This is a genomic window from Methylomonas koyamae (assembly GCF_019669905.1).
GTDB lineage: Bacteria > Pseudomonadota > Gammaproteobacteria > Methylococcales > Methylomonadaceae > Methylomonas > Methylomonas koyamae.
In genome coordinates, this window is sequence record NZ_AP019777.1 from 885,575 (window position 1) to 901,668 (window position 16,094).

At 58.5% G+C, this 16,094-nt stretch carries 17 protein-coding genes; 14 read left to right on the top strand and 3 right to left on the bottom strand.

The window, feature by feature from the left end:
- Positions 1–24 precede the first annotated feature (24 nt).
- From modB to MKFW12EY_RS04350, 7 genes are all read left to right on the top strand, one after another.
- Positions 25–711 carry a molybdate ABC transporter permease subunit gene (gene modB / locus MKFW12EY_RS04320; protein WP_221054063.1) on the top strand — a complete coding sequence of 229 codons (687 nt, stop codon included), beginning with the start codon at positions 25–27 and terminating at the stop codon, positions 709–711.
- Positions 708–1,790 carry a molybdenum ABC transporter ATP-binding protein gene (gene modC, locus MKFW12EY_RS04325; RefSeq protein ID WP_221054064.1) on the top strand — a complete coding sequence of 361 codons (1,083 nt, stop codon included), beginning with the start codon at positions 708–710 and terminating at the stop codon, positions 1,788–1,790. The genes modB and modC overlap by 4 nt, the downstream gene beginning before the upstream one ends.
- A 256-nt stretch (positions 1,791–2,046) precedes the next feature.
- Positions 2,047–3,789: a trypsin-like peptidase domain-containing protein gene (locus MKFW12EY_RS04330; RefSeq protein WP_054763051.1), complete on the top strand. Its 1,743-nt coding sequence runs from the start codon at positions 2,047–2,049 to the stop codon at positions 3,787–3,789.
- A gap of 5 nt (positions 3,790–3,794) precedes the next feature.
- The gene (locus tag MKFW12EY_RS04335) at positions 3,795–4,649 is read left to right on the top strand and encodes a Stp1/IreP family PP2C-type Ser/Thr phosphatase (RefSeq protein WP_221054065.1); all 855 of its coding nucleotides are present in this window, start codon (positions 3,795–3,797) and stop codon (positions 4,647–4,649) included.
- Positions 4,650–4,662: 13 nt separating this feature from the next.
- The gene (locus tag MKFW12EY_RS04340; protein ID WP_221054066.1) at positions 4,663–5,976 is read left to right on the top strand and encodes a serine/threonine protein kinase; all 1,314 of its coding nucleotides are present in this window, start codon (positions 4,663–4,665) and stop codon (positions 5,974–5,976) included.
- A gap of 30 nt (positions 5,977–6,006) precedes the next feature.
- Positions 6,007–6,603 carry a hypothetical protein gene (locus tag MKFW12EY_RS04345; protein ID WP_064020690.1) on the top strand — a complete coding sequence of 199 codons (597 nt, stop codon included), beginning with the start codon at positions 6,007–6,009 and terminating at the stop codon, positions 6,601–6,603.
- 136 nt (positions 6,604–6,739) lie between these two features.
- The gene (locus tag MKFW12EY_RS04350; RefSeq protein ID WP_221054067.1) at positions 6,740–8,419 is read left to right on the top strand and encodes an FHA domain-containing protein; all 1,680 of its coding nucleotides are present in this window, start codon (positions 6,740–6,742) and stop codon (positions 8,417–8,419) included.
- Between the two features lie 46 nt (positions 8,420–8,465).
- Here the strand turns inward: MKFW12EY_RS04350 and MKFW12EY_RS04355 are convergent, their stop codons facing one another.
- The gene (locus MKFW12EY_RS04355; RefSeq protein WP_054759356.1) at positions 8,466–9,320 is read right to left on the bottom strand and encodes an SIR2 family protein; all 855 of its coding nucleotides are present in this window, start codon (positions 9,318–9,320) and stop codon (positions 8,466–8,468) included.
- Positions 9,313–9,618, bottom strand: a complete 306-nt coding sequence (locus MKFW12EY_RS04360; protein ID WP_054759358.1) for a hypothetical protein — start codon at positions 9,616–9,618, stop codon at positions 9,313–9,315. Before MKFW12EY_RS04360 ends, MKFW12EY_RS04355 begins: the two co-directional genes overlap by 8 nt.
- Before the next feature lie 469 nt (positions 9,619–10,087).
- On the opposite strand from MKFW12EY_RS04360, the gene MKFW12EY_RS04365 reads away from it, so the two are divergent.
- Positions 10,088–11,272: a WD40/YVTN/BNR-like repeat-containing protein gene (locus MKFW12EY_RS04365; RefSeq protein ID WP_221054068.1), complete on the top strand. Its 1,185-nt coding sequence runs from the start codon at positions 10,088–10,090 to the stop codon at positions 11,270–11,272.
- Between the two features lie 5 nt (positions 11,273–11,277).
- Complete coding sequence (locus MKFW12EY_RS04370) at positions 11,278–11,556, top strand: ubiquitin family protein (RefSeq protein ID WP_082409660.1); 279 nt, start codon at positions 11,278–11,280, stop codon at positions 11,554–11,556.
- 2 nt (positions 11,557–11,558) lie between these two features.
- Here MKFW12EY_RS04370 and MKFW12EY_RS04375 read toward each other — a convergent pair whose 3' ends face one another.
- Positions 11,559–12,092 (bottom strand): hypothetical protein, encoded by a 534-nt coding sequence (locus MKFW12EY_RS04375; RefSeq protein WP_221054069.1) that lies wholly within the window; start codon positions 12,090–12,092, stop codon positions 11,559–11,561.
- Between the two features lie 137 nt (positions 12,093–12,229).
- Between MKFW12EY_RS04375 and MKFW12EY_RS04380 the strand changes: the two genes are divergently transcribed.
- The 5 genes from MKFW12EY_RS04380 to MKFW12EY_RS04400 all read left to right on the top strand — a co-directional run bounded on the left by MKFW12EY_RS04380 (position 12,230) and on the right by MKFW12EY_RS04400 (position 16,074).
- On the top strand, positions 12,230–12,712 hold the full coding sequence (locus MKFW12EY_RS04380; protein ID WP_054759361.1) for a YajQ family cyclic di-GMP-binding protein: 483 nt from the start codon (positions 12,230–12,232) through the stop codon (positions 12,710–12,712).
- Between the two features lie 18 nt (positions 12,713–12,730).
- Positions 12,731–13,384 carry a peroxiredoxin family protein gene (locus MKFW12EY_RS04385; RefSeq protein WP_221054070.1) on the top strand — a complete coding sequence of 218 codons (654 nt, stop codon included), beginning with the start codon at positions 12,731–12,733 and terminating at the stop codon, positions 13,382–13,384.
- A gap of 49 nt (positions 13,385–13,433) precedes the next feature.
- Entirely contained in the window at positions 13,434–14,915 is a 1,482-nt protein-coding gene (locus tag MKFW12EY_RS04390; RefSeq protein ID WP_054759363.1) for a helicase HerA-like domain-containing protein, read from the top strand.
- An 80-nt stretch (positions 14,916–14,995) separates the two neighbouring features.
- Entirely contained in the window at positions 14,996–15,370 is a 375-nt protein-coding gene (locus MKFW12EY_RS04395) for a VOC family protein (RefSeq protein ID WP_054759365.1), read from the top strand.
- Positions 15,371–15,387: 17 nt separating this feature from the next.
- The gene (locus tag MKFW12EY_RS04400) at positions 15,388–16,074 is read left to right on the top strand and encodes a helix-turn-helix transcriptional regulator (protein ID WP_054759367.1); all 687 of its coding nucleotides are present in this window, start codon (positions 15,388–15,390) and stop codon (positions 16,072–16,074) included.
- Positions 16,075–16,094 lie beyond the last annotated feature (20 nt).

A 16,094-nucleotide genomic window follows, 5' to 3' on the forward strand; every position in this document is an offset into this window, starting at 1 on the left:
CATCCCGATCCATTCATTCGAAACATGCCTAACTCTTCCGATTATGCCGCGCTATGGCTGACGTTTCAGGTCGCCGGTCTGGCCACGCTATTGCTGTTATTGCTGGGTACGCCGTTGGCCTGGTGGCTGGCGCGGACAAGTTCGTGCTGGAAAGGTGCGATCAGCAGCATCGTGGCTTTGCCGTTGGTGTTGCCGCCCACCGTGCTGGGGTTTTATTTGTTGGTGCTGATGGGGCCGGCCGGCCCTATCGGTAAATTCACCCAATGGCTCGGCATCGGCACCTTGCCGTTCAGCTTCGGCGGATTGGTCGCGGCGTCGGTGTTGTATTCGCTGCCGTTCGTGGTGCAGCCTTTGCAAAACACCTTTGTTGCCATCGGCAACGGACCGTTGGAAGCCGCCGCAACGGCCGGCGCCGGGCCGCTGGACCGGTTTTTCTCGGTAGCCTTGCCGTTGGCCAAGTCCGGGTTTTTGACGGCCGGCATCCTCGGTTTTACCCATACCGTCGGCGAATTCGGCGTGGTGTTGATGGTCGGCGGCAATATTCCCGACAAGACCCGAGTGGTGTCGGTGCAGATTTATAACCACGTCGAGGCGCTGGAATACGGCCAGGCCCATTGGCTGGCCGGCGGCTTATTGATTTTTTCGTTTCTGGTGTTGTTGGCGTTGTACTCGACCCAATCCGTGCAGCCTTTGGGCCGGTCCGCCAAATGAGCGCATCCGAGTTGAAAGCCCGCTTCAAACTCAGTTACGGCGAGTTTGCGCTGGATTTGGATTTAAGTTTGCCGGCCGCCGGCGTTACGGTGTTCTTCGGCCATTCCGGCTCCGGCAAAACCACGTTGCTGCGCTGCATTGCCGGCCTGGAGCACGCACCGCTCGGTTATTTACGCATTGGCGACACGCTGTGGCAGGACAGCGAACGCGGCGTGTTTCTACCGACCCACCGGCGCAATCTGGGCTACGTGTTCCAGGACGCCAATTTGTTCCCGCATCTGAGCGTGCGCGGCAATCTGGATTATGCGGTGCGGCGCATGCGTTGCCGGGAACGGAAGATTTCGTTGGAACAGGCCATCGAATTATTGGCGATTGCGCCGTTGCTGGCGCGCATGCCGGATCGGCTGTCCGGCGGCGAGCGCCAGCGGGTGGCGATTGCCCGCGCCTTGGCGGCCAGTCCGGATATTCTGTTGATGGACGAACCTTTGGCGGCCTTGGACGATGAACGCAAACAGGAGTTTTTGCCGTATCTGACCGGCTTGCAGCAGAACCTGCGGATTCCGATTCTGTACGTCACCCATTCCCGGCACGAGGTCAATCGCCTGGCCGACCATTTGTTGGTGATGGCGGCCGGCAAAGCCGTGGCCTGCGGCCCGTTGGCCGAGACGCTGACCAGTCTGGACGGCCCGCTGGCCGCGGATCGGATGGCGGCCAGCGTCTGGCAGGGCCGGTTACTGGGCCACGAAGCCGAGTACCATTTGAGCCATGCCGAGTTTGCCGGCGGCAATTTGAGTCTGCCTTACCTGGATGCGGCGCCGGGCAGCCCGGTAAGGATCAGGATTTACGCGCGCGACGTCAGCATCGCGTTGCAACCGCCGCAGGCTTCCAGCATTCTCAACGTGCTGCCGGCCCAGGTGCGTGCGGTTGCCGATTTGGGCCAGGGCCAGACTGTGGTGCAATTAGCGCTGGGCGGCGAAATTCTGCTGTCGCACGTCACCCAAAAATCGGCGGCATTATTGAATCTGCAACCGGGGATGGCGGTGTTCGCCCAGATTAAGGGGACTTCTATAGTCGGCTAGGCCGGCGGATCGATAGCCTGTCGCCGCGTGCACCGGTCCTGCCGTTCGGCTTCGGCCGCAAAACCGATCCGCTGCGCAGGATGGCCGCTGGATTTGCCGCCGGCTCCCGTCTAAATAATCTGCTATTTTTCGGTTAAGTAATTCGCGGAATAAATCGCTGCGTAACCGTCTATTTTAGGCTGGATAAAAATTTGAGTTGCTTAAATAAACTGGCTTAGAATCGATACCAAATAATAACAACTGAAGGGTTATTGGCATGCAAAAAATCATCATAAAACACTTGGCGGGATCTAAGGCAAACCAAACCGATGGTTACGAATTGCCGATACAGGAATTGATTTTTGGCAGAGAAACTAACTGCCAGGTCATGTTCGACCCGGAGAAAGACGATTTAGTCAGCCGAACCCATTGCAAAATTACCGTTCAAAACGAAAACCAGTTTTGGCTGACCGATTTGAACAGCCGTAACGGCACCTTGGTCAATAACGCGAAAATAACCGCGCCGCAGCAAATATATGCCGGCGACGTGGTCGAGCTTGGTAAAGGCGGCCCTAAATTCGTGTTCGACCTCGATCCGCGGCCGCCCGCTGCCGCCAAGGCCACTCGCTTCGGCGATGCGCCGTCCCCCGTTGCCGCGACCCGGGAAGTCAGGGTCGAACCCAGTTTGGATGCGTTGGCCGGCATCCCCAAAACCAGCGCTACCAACGTCTCTGCGGAAAATGCCGAGCCACCGCGCACTATCGGCCGCAACACCGTCGAGCGGCTGATTACTCAGGCGGAAACCAATAGCCGTAAAAAGATGATCAATATCGGCGCCGGTATTATCGGCGTGATTGTGGCGATATCCGGTTTTCTGGCCTTCCAAAACTACCAAAGCAAAGCGGAACTGCAGTCGGAATTGGATAGGAGCAAATTGGAGCAAGGCAAGCAGATCGCCGAATTAAACGCCAATAAGGCCTTGAGTTCGTCCGATATTTTCAAAAGTTTCGGCAATGCCACCGTATTTATTGAGTCGAGCTGGAAATTGATTCATATTCCCACCGGCAAGCAAATCTTTCAAAAAGCCGGTTGCGTAACCAAAGCGGGGAAATGCATAACCGAATCCCGGCCTTGGTATATTTATATCGACGGTACCGTAGAACCGTTTTTGGATATCGACAGCGGTCTGCCGATCGGCGAATCGGGTTCCGGCTCCGGCTTCGTGGTCGAACCCGGCGGCTTTATTTTGACCAATCGGCATGTGGCGGCCAGTTGGCTTACCCAAAACCGCAATTTCAGTTTTCCGGGCTTTTTAGTAGTCTGCGGCGACGAGAATTGCAGCAAGCACGAGATCGCCGAATTGCGATACGACAAGGACAACAAGTACATCGCGTCGCTGAACAGTTGGGTGCCGTCGAAATCGAAAATGCTCGGAAAAAAACCGTTACACGGCAAAATCGTCGAGGGCCGTAACGATTATCTGGATGTGACCTTTCCGAAAACCGGTTTGCGCATCCCGGCGCATCTGGTCCGGGTTTCCGACAGTGCGGACGTGGCGTTGATTAAAGTCGATGTACCGCAAAGCCTGCCGGTGGTGCAAATGAGTTCCGAGGATGCGGTTACCGCCGGCGATGCGATTACCGTGATGGGCTATCCGGGCGTTTCGCCGGACGTTGCCGTGAAGATGAGCTCGCAAGACCCGTTCAACCGCGAAGGCGAATGGCGGCAAATTCCCGATCCGACCGTAACCGGCGGCAATATCGGTAAAGTGATACAGGGGTCGGCGACCACCATGTCCGATTCGGTGAACGGCTATTTCAGCGAGATGGGCGACGTCTACCAGTTGACGGTAAACGCCACCGGCAGCGGCAATAGCGGCGGCCCGGTATTCAACGACAAAGGCCACGTCATCGGTATCTTTACCTCGAAGCGCACCGACAACTCGGGCACGGTGATTTCGTTCGCGGTCCCGATCCGGCACGGCCAGGAAATCATGGGCGTGCACAAACTGGTGCAATGACGCCGATGAAAAAGTTGTGGTCGGCATGGTTCGACAAGCCCAAAGCGTCCCGTTACCGGAACCTGGCCGAGCCGATAGCGGATTATTTTCCGGAAATCGGCCTGTTGTCGGACGCCGGCGTCGTGCGGTCCAGCAATCAGGACCACATCGGTTGCATCCGCTTCGCCAACGACCGCAACCTGGTGGCCGTGATTGCCGACGGCATGGGCGGCCACCAAAGCGGGGAGATTGCCAGCCGCATCGCCGTCGAAGTGTTTCAGAAAAATTTCTCCGGCTATTTGCGCAACGCCGATTGCAGACAAGCGTTGCTCAAGTGTTTTGCCGACGCCAATGCCGAAGTGTTCCGCTCCGGCCAAGCCTTGGCCGAAAACCACGGCATGGGTACCACGCTGGTGGCGTTGGCGGTGATCGACGGCTTGGCTTATTACGGCAACACCGGCGATAGCCGGCTGTACCTGTGCCGGTCCGGTCAGGTTCGCCAGTTATCTCAAGACCACACCGTGGTCGCCGAACTGCTGAATGCCGGCTTGATCAGCGCCGAATCGGCCGCCAACCACCCCGACCGCAACGTAATTACCAGCGCTATCGGTACCCGCCAGACCACCAAAGCCGACATAGCGGACGTAGCGCTACCGATCGAGATCGGCGATTGTTTCGTCTTGTGTTCGGATGGTTTGTACGATCTGGTCGGCGATGGCGAAATCGCCGAAATCAGCGCCGCCCGTCCGGCACAGGAAGCGTGCAAGGTATTGGTCGATTTGGCCAATCAGCGCGGCGGCTACGATAATATTTCGGTGGCTGTCGTCAAAATAACCGAACAAAAAACCCAAGCCGCCAATTCCCCTATCACCCGCGTATAAGCCCCGGAATACTATGGACCAAATCGACAATTACAAAATCGTCGAAAAGATCGGCGAAGGCGGTATGGGCGAAGTCTATAAAGGCGTCGACGTAATGCTGGAACGGGAAGTCGCGATCAAGTTGTTGCGGCCGGAGTTGAGTTCCCGGGAGGATATCGTCAACCGCTTCAGATCGGAGGCGGTGGCGCTGGGGCGGTTAAACCATTCGAACATCGCCGTGGTTTATAACTTCGGCAAGTTGCCGGCCGGGCAGTTTTATATGGCGCTGGAGTTTGTCCACGGCGACACTCTGGACGCGGTGATAAAACGTTCAGGCTCGTTGCCGTGGCAAAAAGCGGTCAAGTACGCGCTCGGCATTTTGGAAGGCCTGGACCACGCCCACGGCTTCAATATCGTCCACCGCGACATTAAGCCGGCGAATATCGTCGTCACCAACCACGATACGGTCAAAATACTGGATTTCGGCATTGCCAGAATCCTGGAAACCGCCAGGCTTACCCGGGTCGGCCATTTGGTCGGCACCTTGGAATACGTCTCGCCGGAGCAAATTCAAGGCAAAGATACCGACGCCAAATCCGATATCTATTCGGTCGGCGTGGTGCTATACGAAATGCTGACCGGGCATATCCCGTTCGAAAAGGAAACCGAATACGACCTGATCAAATCGCAAATCGAGGAAAAGCCGAAAGCTCCGCATACGCTATGCGGCAATATTCCGCCGAAATTGGAAAAGCTGGTGCTGAAAGCCTTGGAGAAAAACCCGGACAAACGTTTTGCCAGCGCCAGAGAATTTTGCGATGCACTGATTGCCGTCTCCAACGAATGTGCCGATTCGATGCGGGCGGCGCCCGCTCGCCTGCCGTCAAACAAGTTATGGGGTTTGTGCCGGGAATATCCCGGCCCGGTATTTCTGCTTGCACTGTTGGCTTTCGGCCTGATCTATTTCTTATGGATGCAACTGGGCGCCGCCGATTTTGCGAAACCGCCCGACGTCGCCACCGGGCCGGCGTCGCAACCTCCTGCGGCGCTGGCGCCGCTTGCGGGCAACGATGGCGCGGACGGCGGCACTGCGGACCAGGACCCGAATAAAAAGCCGGATACCGGCGAACGCTTGCCGCCACCGCCGATCATGCCGATCCAGCCGGTTGCCGAAAGCCCGTTGGATGGTGCACGTTTACCGGCGCCGGCTAAAATCGGCGCGGTTTCCGCTGCGGAGGACAACAAAGCCAGAGTAAAACCTCCCGCGCCGGCCAAGCCCAAGAAAGAGCGGAGAATTGCCGACGACGATCCCGGTATCGGCCGGGCAGCCGACAATTTTTTCAACTAATCCACGTAAAGTCGTTTTAAGGAACTAGTCATGAAAAATACCTTGATTGTTTCGGCCACCATCGTTTCGTTGCTCAGCGGTTGCGCCGGTATGTCCAAAGGCCAACAAACCGCCCTGGGCGGTGTCGGCGGTTGTGCGGCAGGTGCCGCATTGGGCATTTTGTTGGGCGGCGGCGCAAAAAACGCGGCGATAGGTTGCGGCGCCGGTGCGGCCTTGGGTGCGGCAACAGCCTACATGTTAGCGAACGATCCCTATACCCAGTCCGTCACGCAGCAGGCGAATGCCTGGCAACAGGAAACCGGCGCCAGTACCGAAGTCGTGAAAGCCTCGCAAGTCGTCGAGAACGGCCAGAACGTGCAACGCATCGATTCGCAAAAAGTCGTGGTTCCGAATGAAAAAATGGTTTCCGGTAAACATTTGGCGCCGAAAGCCAAACAGCAGTTGGTCAATGCGAAAAGCCAGTCGGCGAAGGTGGGAGGTAACGTGCACGTCATCTGCCCGGCCAGTGCGACCAAGACGGTGTTGAACGATATCAGCAATACCGGCGTGACCTATACCCAAGAGCCGACCATGCAGAACGGTTACGTCGTCGTAATGTCCCGCAACAACGAAGGTGTGCCGCTGTAACCGATAGCGCCCCAGTATCGCGTAATCGGCAGCGAAATTAGCCGGCCGGCGGCCGGTCCGCAGCGGAAGCTGCCGCCGGCGCGGAAATCGGCTACTCTTTGCCGGAATTTTCGCCGAAGGCGGTTACGAGGTAGCGATGGAAGACGACAAAACCGTACTGATGCGTTCGAAGCCGGCAGCCGCGCAGTCCGATCCGGATCGGACTTTGCTGGTCGGTGGGAACAGGTTGGCGGCCAGTTTAGTGGACGCTGCCGGCCGCAGCGTCGCCGGTTATAGCTTTACCGGGGATTTTCGCGTCGGCCGCTCCGCCGACAACGATATCGTGATCCAGGACCCGGCGGTCAGTCGCCACCATTGCGAAATTAAATTCAGCGACGGGAGTTGGTGGTTGCACGATCTGAACAGCAGTCACGGCGTGTATCTGGAGGGGCTGCGGGTTCCGGGCAACGTCAAATTGGCGCTACCGGCGACGATAAGTTTCGGCCCGGCACCGTTCGGGCTGAAGCTCAGCGACCCCACCGCCCAGCCCAAACCGGTATTGCCGCAACCGGGCGCCGTCGCCGCAGTTGCGCCGGCCGAGCCGCAACCGCCGCAGCATGGCCAATCCCGCCCGCAATTGACGCCCGAGCAAATCCGTAACCGGCTGTTGTCGGAGCAGGAGTCGGAAGACATGGGCGACTATACCCGCATGGTGCGTGGCTTTATCCGCGAGGATAGAACCGTACGCACCAAAAGTTACAAGAAATGGATCTGGTCACTGGCCGGTTTGCTGGTGTTGGTCGCCGGTTTGGCGGTGTACCAGCGGTTTGCGTTGGACAATGCCCGGACGCTGGCGATCAACATGTTCTACGACATCAAGACGTTGGAGGTCAGCCTGTCGCAAGCCGACATTCGTTTGGAGCAAAGCGCGGAGACCTTGGCCCAAACCCTGGCCGCGGTCAACGACGAAAAATTGCGGGTGTCGCAGGAACGGATCAAGGAAGAGCAATTGCGCATCCAGCAGGAAAAGAAACGTCTGGCCGAAGAGCGCGAGCGGTTGAAGGCGATGAAAGTCAAATACCAGGCCTATCTGCAGCAAGTCGATTTCCTACGGCTGAGTTTTCCGACCGACGAGGAATACGAGCGGGAATTGGTGACGCGGGTGGCGCGCGGTTTCGGCGAAAGCGAACTGGAAGTGCCGGAAGAGTTCGTGGCCAAGGTCAAGCAGTACATCGACAACTGGAAAAACAGTTCCCGCCTGCAACTGGCGATTCGCAACCTGGAAACCAACCAATATGCGCCTATCGTATTGAGCGAGCTGGAAAAGGAAGGCTTGCCGGCATATTTTCTGTACCTGCCGTTGCAGGAAAGCAATTACGACAGCAAAGCGGTCGGTCCGGAAACCCGTTTCGGCATCGCCAAGGGCGCTTGGCAGTTTTTAGCCACGACCGGCCAGGATTACGGCTTAGTTCCGGGGCCGTTGGCTAACACCCGCGATTACGACGAGCAGGACGCCCGGTTCGACTTCAACCAGGCCACCCGCGCCGGCGCCAAATATTTGAAATACATCTACGGCACGCAGGCCCAAGCTTCGGGCTTATTGGTCATGGCCAGTTACAACTACGGCCACAACAAGGTGCGGAGCATGGTGGAAAACATGCCGGACAATCCGCGCGACAAGAATTTCTGGAAATTCATCCAGCAATACGAAATTCCGGCCGAGACCTACGATTACGTGTTTTACATCGTCTCCGCCGCAGTGATCGGCGAAGACCCGAAGCATTTCGGCTTCGATTTCAAACCGCCGTTGCTGGCGGCGCTGCCGTTACCGGGCTAGCGGCGGCGCAATCGACTAATTTTGCACCGCCGCCGGCCTTGGCGGTTTAAGCCGCTACTGCTGCCGCTTGGACCGATTGCAGAAAGTCCTGGACATCGGCATTGATCAATTCGAATCCCATCCGCTCGCTGAAGCGTTTTTCCTTGTCGGTCGGGTTTTTGCGGAGGAACCAGCCTTTCGGTTCGCTGGCACCGTAAACGATATCGCTCATCACCATCCGCTCCGAGTCGCGGTTCAACGGCAAGCCGAGCAACAGGTATTTTTTGCCGATGCGGTATTCCTTCAGAAAATCCGGAATGGCGAAGCCGCCCATCAGCTCGGTAATGTAGTCGACGTAATCGGCATCCGAGGCAATATAGTTGGACTCCGGTTTCGGCGTGCCCATCGGCTTGAACAGGATGGGCAGGTTGCGGTCGACTTGCTCCTGACTGACCTCGAAATAGCCGCTGCCGTCGTAGTGGTAGATTTTAAAGCGGAATGCGGTGCCGACGATGCGGGCGACGCCAACGATCAATGTGTGTTCCTCGTCGGCGTAACTGTCCTGCAATTGGGTGTCGCGGTTAATGTCGATCACGTACTTCGGCCGCCATTCCTGGAGCCAGTCGTGCAGCGCAGCACGGGTGTATTGCGTTTCGCCGTAGGTTTTGTCCAAAAACTGGCTCAGAAAGTTGCGACCGCGTTTCAGTTCCTGGTTCATCGCCGCGCGCGGAAATTCGTACATCAGCTTGGGAGCCATCGGCTTGCCGCCGTTCATCGCCAGAATCAGGCTGTCGCTGTCGGCCGGCATCGGCTCGCGGGTCAGTTTGTTCTGGGCGTCGAATAACACGCCCGGCCCAAGATACGGAATGACTTGATTGTCATACAAGCCGCTTAAAATTTCGGAAAACACATTGCTAGCCATGAAACGCTCCGTCGAAAAGAAATTGATAATTGGCTAAAGCAAGTTTCAATCCAGTTTGCGGGTTGGCCTGAAAGTCGCGGGGTGCCTGGCTTGGGCGGTTTGGCCGCGGTTGAGTGCGCGGCAACAACCGTATAAATTTCGGTGAAATTGTCGCAAGTACGACAACCATAATCCGCGCTTGCTGTCGATTGCCGAGCCGGTTCCAGAACGGACGGATGAAACCGAAGGCCGTAAAGCCGCCGTCGGCCTCCAACTCGGCGCAGGTCACGAATGAAGCGGCGCCGGCGGCCAAGGACAAAGTGGCCTTGGCGACTCGTCCGTCTCGCCGATGCGGCGGAGAAACTCCCCGGCGGGGTTGATCGGAACACCCCATACCCATCGTCCTGCCTCAATATCGCTGACGATCACCCATTTGCCGGTTGCTGCCAGGACCTGAGCCGTTCCGGTCCCGATGTCTTAGCCGGCCCCGGTCACCAGAGCGATTTTGCCGTCTATACGGGGCGTATGTTTTTTTGAATAGATGGGCCTGTTATGTCGATTTGATGGTCATCCGATCGACTAGTCGGTAACGAATCGTCTGATTGGCCCGCTAGGTTGCCAAGTGCGTGAGGATGTTCGTTATGAAACACATGGTTTAGTGTTTTTAAAACAGGGGGCACTCAGCGCCCACAACCTGGACGCTTAGGGGCCGAGAGTACGTTTCGGTCCCGAGTTATTATTTGCACGGCGACCGTCTTAAGGTCGGCCGACTAGCATGAGGCAAACCCATGACAGACACAATTTTGCTGGGCACCCGCAAGGGCACCGTAATTATTGACCGCTCGTCCGCCGGTTGGCGGCCCCGGCCGATTGTCCATGCCGGGATTCCGGTTTGTTACGCGGCGCGGGATACGCGCGATGGCACCTTGTGGGCTGCGCTGGATCACGGCCACTGGGGGCCGAAACTGTCGCGTTCGCGCGACGGCGGCGAGACTTGGCAGGACGTGTCGTCGCTGAAGTATCCGGATGGCGCGCGCTATATCGTCAAATATTTGCCGACGCCGGATTTCGATCCCGAAACGCCGGCCGGGCAGCCCGAATACAAAGACGCGACGGTGTTCAAGATCTGGTATCTCGCCTTTGGCAGCGTAGAGCAACCGGGCCGAATTTATGCCGGCACGATTCCCGGCGGCTTGTTCGTCAGCGACGACGGCGGCGACAGTTGGTCGCTGAATCGGCCGTTGTGGAACCACGACAGCCGGGGCGGCGATTTGTTCGCCGGCGAGGCGACCAGCGAAAACCGCTGGGGCGGCACGCCGGCCAGTATCGATTACGGTGTGTTCGAACCGGGTATTCATTCCATCGTCGTCGATCCGCGCGATCCGAACCGGCTTTACGTCGCGGTGTCGTCGGCAGGCGTATTGGAAAGCAGCGACGGCGGCCGAAGTTGGCAAGGCCGGAACCGCGGCTTATTGATGGATTACCTGCCGAATCCGGCAGCGGAATGGGGCCACGATCCGCATTTCATGACTCATTGTCCGGCGCAACCGGATCATCTCTGGCAACAAAACCATTGCGGCGTTTTTTATAGCGAAGACGGCGCGCGAAGTTGGCGCAAAGTCAGTCTGCCGGATGCCGGCGTCCATTTCGGCTTTCCGATAGCCGTTGACGGGCGTGACGGCCGGACCGCCTGGGTGGTGCCGGCGCGGGCGGATTCCGAACGGATGGCGATCGGCGGCGGCTTGTGCGTGGCGAGAACCAGCGACGGCGGCCGGAGCTGGCAAGCGTTTCGGGCCGGCCTGCCGCAGGATCACGCTTACGACATTGTTTACCGGCATGGGCTGGATGTGGCCGGTGATTGCTTGTGTTTCGGCAGCACGACCGGCAACGTCTATTTGTCGGAAGATCGGGGCGAAACCTGGCAATGCCTGGGCAACCACTTTCCGCCGGTTTACTCGGTCCGCTTCGGTTAGCCGCGATGGTCACCGTAAAAATGACCTCGCATCTTTACCGCTTCTTTCCGCTACTGGAGAACCGGGAAATCAGGGTTGCCACCGGTTCGGTGGCCGATGTTCTGCGAGCGGTGGATCAACTGGCCCCCGGATTTAGCGATTATGTGCTGGACGAACGCGGAGCGCTGCGCCGGCACGTCTATCTCAGTGTCAACGATACCATCCTGGTCGATAGGAAGACTTTAACGGATCGGGTTCCCGAGGATGGCACAGTCTATATTTTTCAGGCGCTGAGCGGCGGTTGATTTTAATGCCAGCCGCCGTACTGCGTGGTCGGGTCGCCGCGGAAACCCGAGGTGGTCTTGTTGGCATCGGGCACGTGCGCGGTTTCTTCGGCCGCTCTGACCATGTTGCCGTGGCTGTAGCCGCCCATGGCCTTGGCTTGTTTGGCGATGGCGGTCGTGGTCGGGTTGATGTCGTATTTGCCGGAGTCGGGATGGATGATCACGCTGACCAGTTCGTCGGCGCCCGAGCCGTAACTCAAAATCAGCGGTAGCGGCGTATTGGCCGGCACGGGTATCTCGAATCGCGGGCTGTTGTTCAATTCGGTGCTGGCGATCAATTTGCCGGCTTCGGAGCGCAATTTAACCTCGCCGGATTTGATCGGGCCGGCGTTGCCGCTGACCGCGCCGGTCAGGCTGGTCGCCCGTAAATGCTGGGTTCCGGCCGGCTTGGCGACGATGGTCTTGGCTTGCTCCTGGCCGCAGCCGGCCAGCAAACCGCCGCTCAACAGAGCCAGCGCCGCGACCGGAAAAATCAGGTGTTTTGGGGGTGTTTTCATGGGGTTCTCCTCCGTTGTCGGCTAAAGATACCCGTTTCGCCGCTGGCCGACAAGGCCGCACCGTCGCTCAGATTGCAGTTGAATAATGCCGGTAACGCCGTTATATTGCCTGGCTTTTATACTTGTAAATCAATGCTATGCCATCATTCGACATCGTTTCCGAACTCGATAGCCACGAAGTGACCAACGCCGTGGACCAAGCCAACAAGGAAGTCTCGACCCGTTTCGACTTCAAGGGCTCCAATGCCAATTTCGAACAGACCGACGACGGCATTTTGCTGAAAGCCGAATCCACCTTCCAGTTGCAGCAAATGCTGCCGATTTTGTACGCCAAGATGGGCAAGCGCGGCATCGATATTTCGGCGCTGGAGAGCGGAAAAATCACCGATACCGGCAAGACCGCCAGCCAGACCATTGCCTTGAAGCAAGGCATCGGCAGCGATCTGGCGAAGAAAATCGTCAAGCTGATCAAGGACAAAAAAATGAAAGTGCAGGCTGCGATCAACGGCGACAAGGTGCGCGTGACCGGCAAGAAAAGGGACGATTTGCAGGAAGTGATCCAGATGCTGCGCAGCGAGGATCTGGAACAACCGCTGCAATTCAACAATTTCCGCGATTAATCCGGCAGGCACACCGTGATGGAAGCGCGCATCGGCCATCCGGCACCGCCGTTGGCAATCGGCGAATGGCTGCAAGGCCAGCCAACGCAACTGGCCGACTTGGCCGATCGCGTGGTGCTGGTGGCGGTATTCCAGGTCAATTGCCCCGGCTGTTTTTTGTATTGCCTGCCGCGGGCGGAGGATTTGCATTGGCGCTACCAGGACCATGGCCTGACGGTGTTGGGCCTGGCCACGGCGTTCGAGGATTTCGACAAAAATACGCTCGGCAATTTACGCTTGCTGCTGGAAAGCGGCCGCGTGATCGGCGAAACCGAAAAACTGCTGAAACATCACGCGCTACTGCAAGGCGAGCGGCTGCCGTACTCCTTGAGCTTTCCGGTGGCGATGGACCGACTGGCGCCGCAAACGCTTGATAATATCGAGGCCGAGATCGACGCTTTTGTCGGTGAACAACTGCCCGATTTCGAAACTCGCCCGCCGGCGGAACGCCAAGCCATCCGCGCCCGCCTGCGCGCCTATTTCGCGCAGCGGCCGTTCCGTCCGGAAACCTTCGAGCGTTACCGGCTGCAAGGCACGCCGTCGTATCTGTTGATCGATAGGGCCGGCATCCTGCGCGCCAGCCGCTTTGGCGCCTACGACGAGCTGGAAGCCGATCTGACCGGCCTGCTTTAACACCTACCGGCTGTGGCCGGTTTTTTCCAACCCAAGGATATTTTTTTCGATGACCGAACCGCTGCTGATCGCCAAATCCGCCACCGCCGAATTGCACCTGTTGCCGGCTATGGCCAATCGCCACGGCTTGATTGCCGGCGCCACCGGTACCGGCAAGACCATTACCTTGCAAACGCTGGCCGAGGCCTTTTCCGAGATCGGCGTGCCGGTATTCATGGCCGACGTCAAAGGCGATTTGTCCGGCTTGAGCCGGCCCGGCGGCGGCAACGCCAAGGTCGACGCGCGCTTGGCCGAATTGGGTCTGCCGGCACTGGAACCGGCGGCGGCGCCGGTATTGTTTTGGGACGTGTTCGGCGCGAAAGGCCATCCGTTGCGTTCGACCGTGTCGGAGATGGGGCCGCTGCTGCTGGCGCGGATGCTGAATCTGAACGAGGTGCAGAGCGGCGTGTTGACCGCGGCCTTCAAAATCGCCGACGACAACGGCTGGCTGCTGCTGGATTTGAAGGACCTGAAAGCGATGCTGCAATACGCCGCCGAGCATGCATCGGAACTGGCCGACGAATACGGCAGCATTTCCGCCGCCAGCGTCGGCGCGATTCAGCGCGGTTTGCTGCAACTGGAGCACGAAGGCGGCGAAAAGCTGTTCGGCGAGCCGGCGCTGGACTTCAACGACCTGTTGCAAACCGAGGGCGGCCGCGGCGTAATCAATATTCTGGCCGCCGACACGCTATACAACTCGCCGCGGGTTTACGCCACGCTGTTGCTGTGGCTGCTGTCCGAGTTGTTCGAAAATCTGCCCGAAGCCGGTGATTTGGACAAACCGAAACTGGTGTTTTTCTTCGACGAAGCGCATTTGCTGTTCAACGACGCGCCGGCCGCGCTGTTGCAGAAAATCGAACAGGTGGTGCGGCTGATCCGCTCCAAAGGTGTCGGCGTCTATTTCGTCAGCCAGAATCCGCTGGATATTCCGGATGTCATTCTGGGCCAGCTCGGCAACCGGGTGCAGCATGCGTTGCGGGCCTTCACCCCGCGCGACCAAAAAGCGGTCAAGGCCGCCGCCGAGACCTTCCGCAGCAACCCCAAGTTGGATGTCGCTGCGGCCATCGGCGAACTGGGCGTCGGCGAGGCCTTGGTGTCGTTTCTGGAAATTAAAGGCACGCCGGCCGTGGTCGAGCGGGCATTGGTCAAGCCGCCGCGTTCGCGGATCGGTCCCGCCAGCGACGCCGAGCGACAACAAACCATCGCTGATTCGGTGATCGCCGGCCATTACGAAAAGCAGGTCGATAGAGAATCGGCTTACGAAATTCTGAAAGGCAAAGCCGGTAGAGAGGTTAAGACCGAAGCTGGCGGCGGTTTCGATTGGGGCGACGTGTTGTTGGGCGGCGGTAAGTCTGCTAGCAAACGCAGCCGGCGCTCGGCGGAGACCGTGTTGGAAGCGGCCGCGAAAAGCGCGGCGCGCAGCATCGGCCAGGAAGTCGGCAAGCAAATCATCCGCGGCGTACTGGGGTCGTTGCTGGGCGGCCGGCGCTAGCGGCAAACATTGCTGACACCACGCTGTCAGCAGGGCTGCTTTAGGATGGCGGCTCTTTTAAACCAATGGAGGAATCTGTCATGAATCAAAATATCGCAACCTGGTTCGAATTGCCCGCCACCGACCTCGGCCGCGCCCAGCAGTTTTACCGTAGCGTGCTGAACGCCAGTTTCAAGCTGGAGGACATGAGCGGCATGCAGTTGGCGATTTTCGAGGCCGAAGACGGTGCGGTTAGCGGTATGCTGGTGCAAGGCGAGCACTACCAGCCTTCTGCGACCGGCGCAGTGGTGTATTTCAGCGGCGGCGAAGATCTGAGCCAACCTTTGGCTGAAGTCGAGTCCGCCGGCGGCAAAGTGTTGATGCCGAAAACGCCGATACATGACGGCGAATGCGGTTATTTCGCGCTGCTGCTGGATAGCGAAGGCAACCGGGTCGGCTTGTACTCGCCGGCTTAATCCGGCCGGAAACCGCTATGCGCAGAGCCGACCGCTTGTTTCAGATCGTTCAGATTCTGCGCAACCGCCGTTTGGTCACGGCCAAAGCGCTGGCCGAGCGCCTGGAAGTGTCGGAGCGCACCATCTACCGCGACATTCAGGTGTTGAGTTTGTCCGGCATTCCGGTCGAAGGCGAGGCCGGCGTCGGATACGCGCTCCGCCACAGCCTGGACGTTCCGCCGCTGATGTTCAGTGCTGCCGAACTGGAGGCGCTGGTGGTTGGCGCCCGCATGGTCAAGACCTGGGCTGGCACCGAGTTGGGCCGTTCGGCGCAATCGGTGTTGGACAAGGTCACGGCGGTGGTGCCGACCGAACTGCGCGACCGGTTGGAGCGTTCCAAATTGTTCGCGCTGCGATTTTCGCCGCGCGAAGATTTGGACGTTACTATGGACATTTGCCGCAACGCGCTGGACGCCAAACGCGTATTGCACTTGGACTACCGCCGCGGCGACGGCGAATTCAGCCAGCGCCGGATCCGGCCGCTGGGGCTGTATTTCTGGGGTAACGTCTGGACCTTGGTCGGCTGGTGCGAACTGCGCGACGACTTCCGCAATTTTCGCTTGGATCGCATTGAGCGCGCGCTGGTGCTGGACGAAGCCTTCAGCGAAGACGCCGGCCAGACTTTGCAAGATTTTATCCGCAGCATGCATTGCCAGCCGCAGTAAACATTCCGTCAATCGCTAAG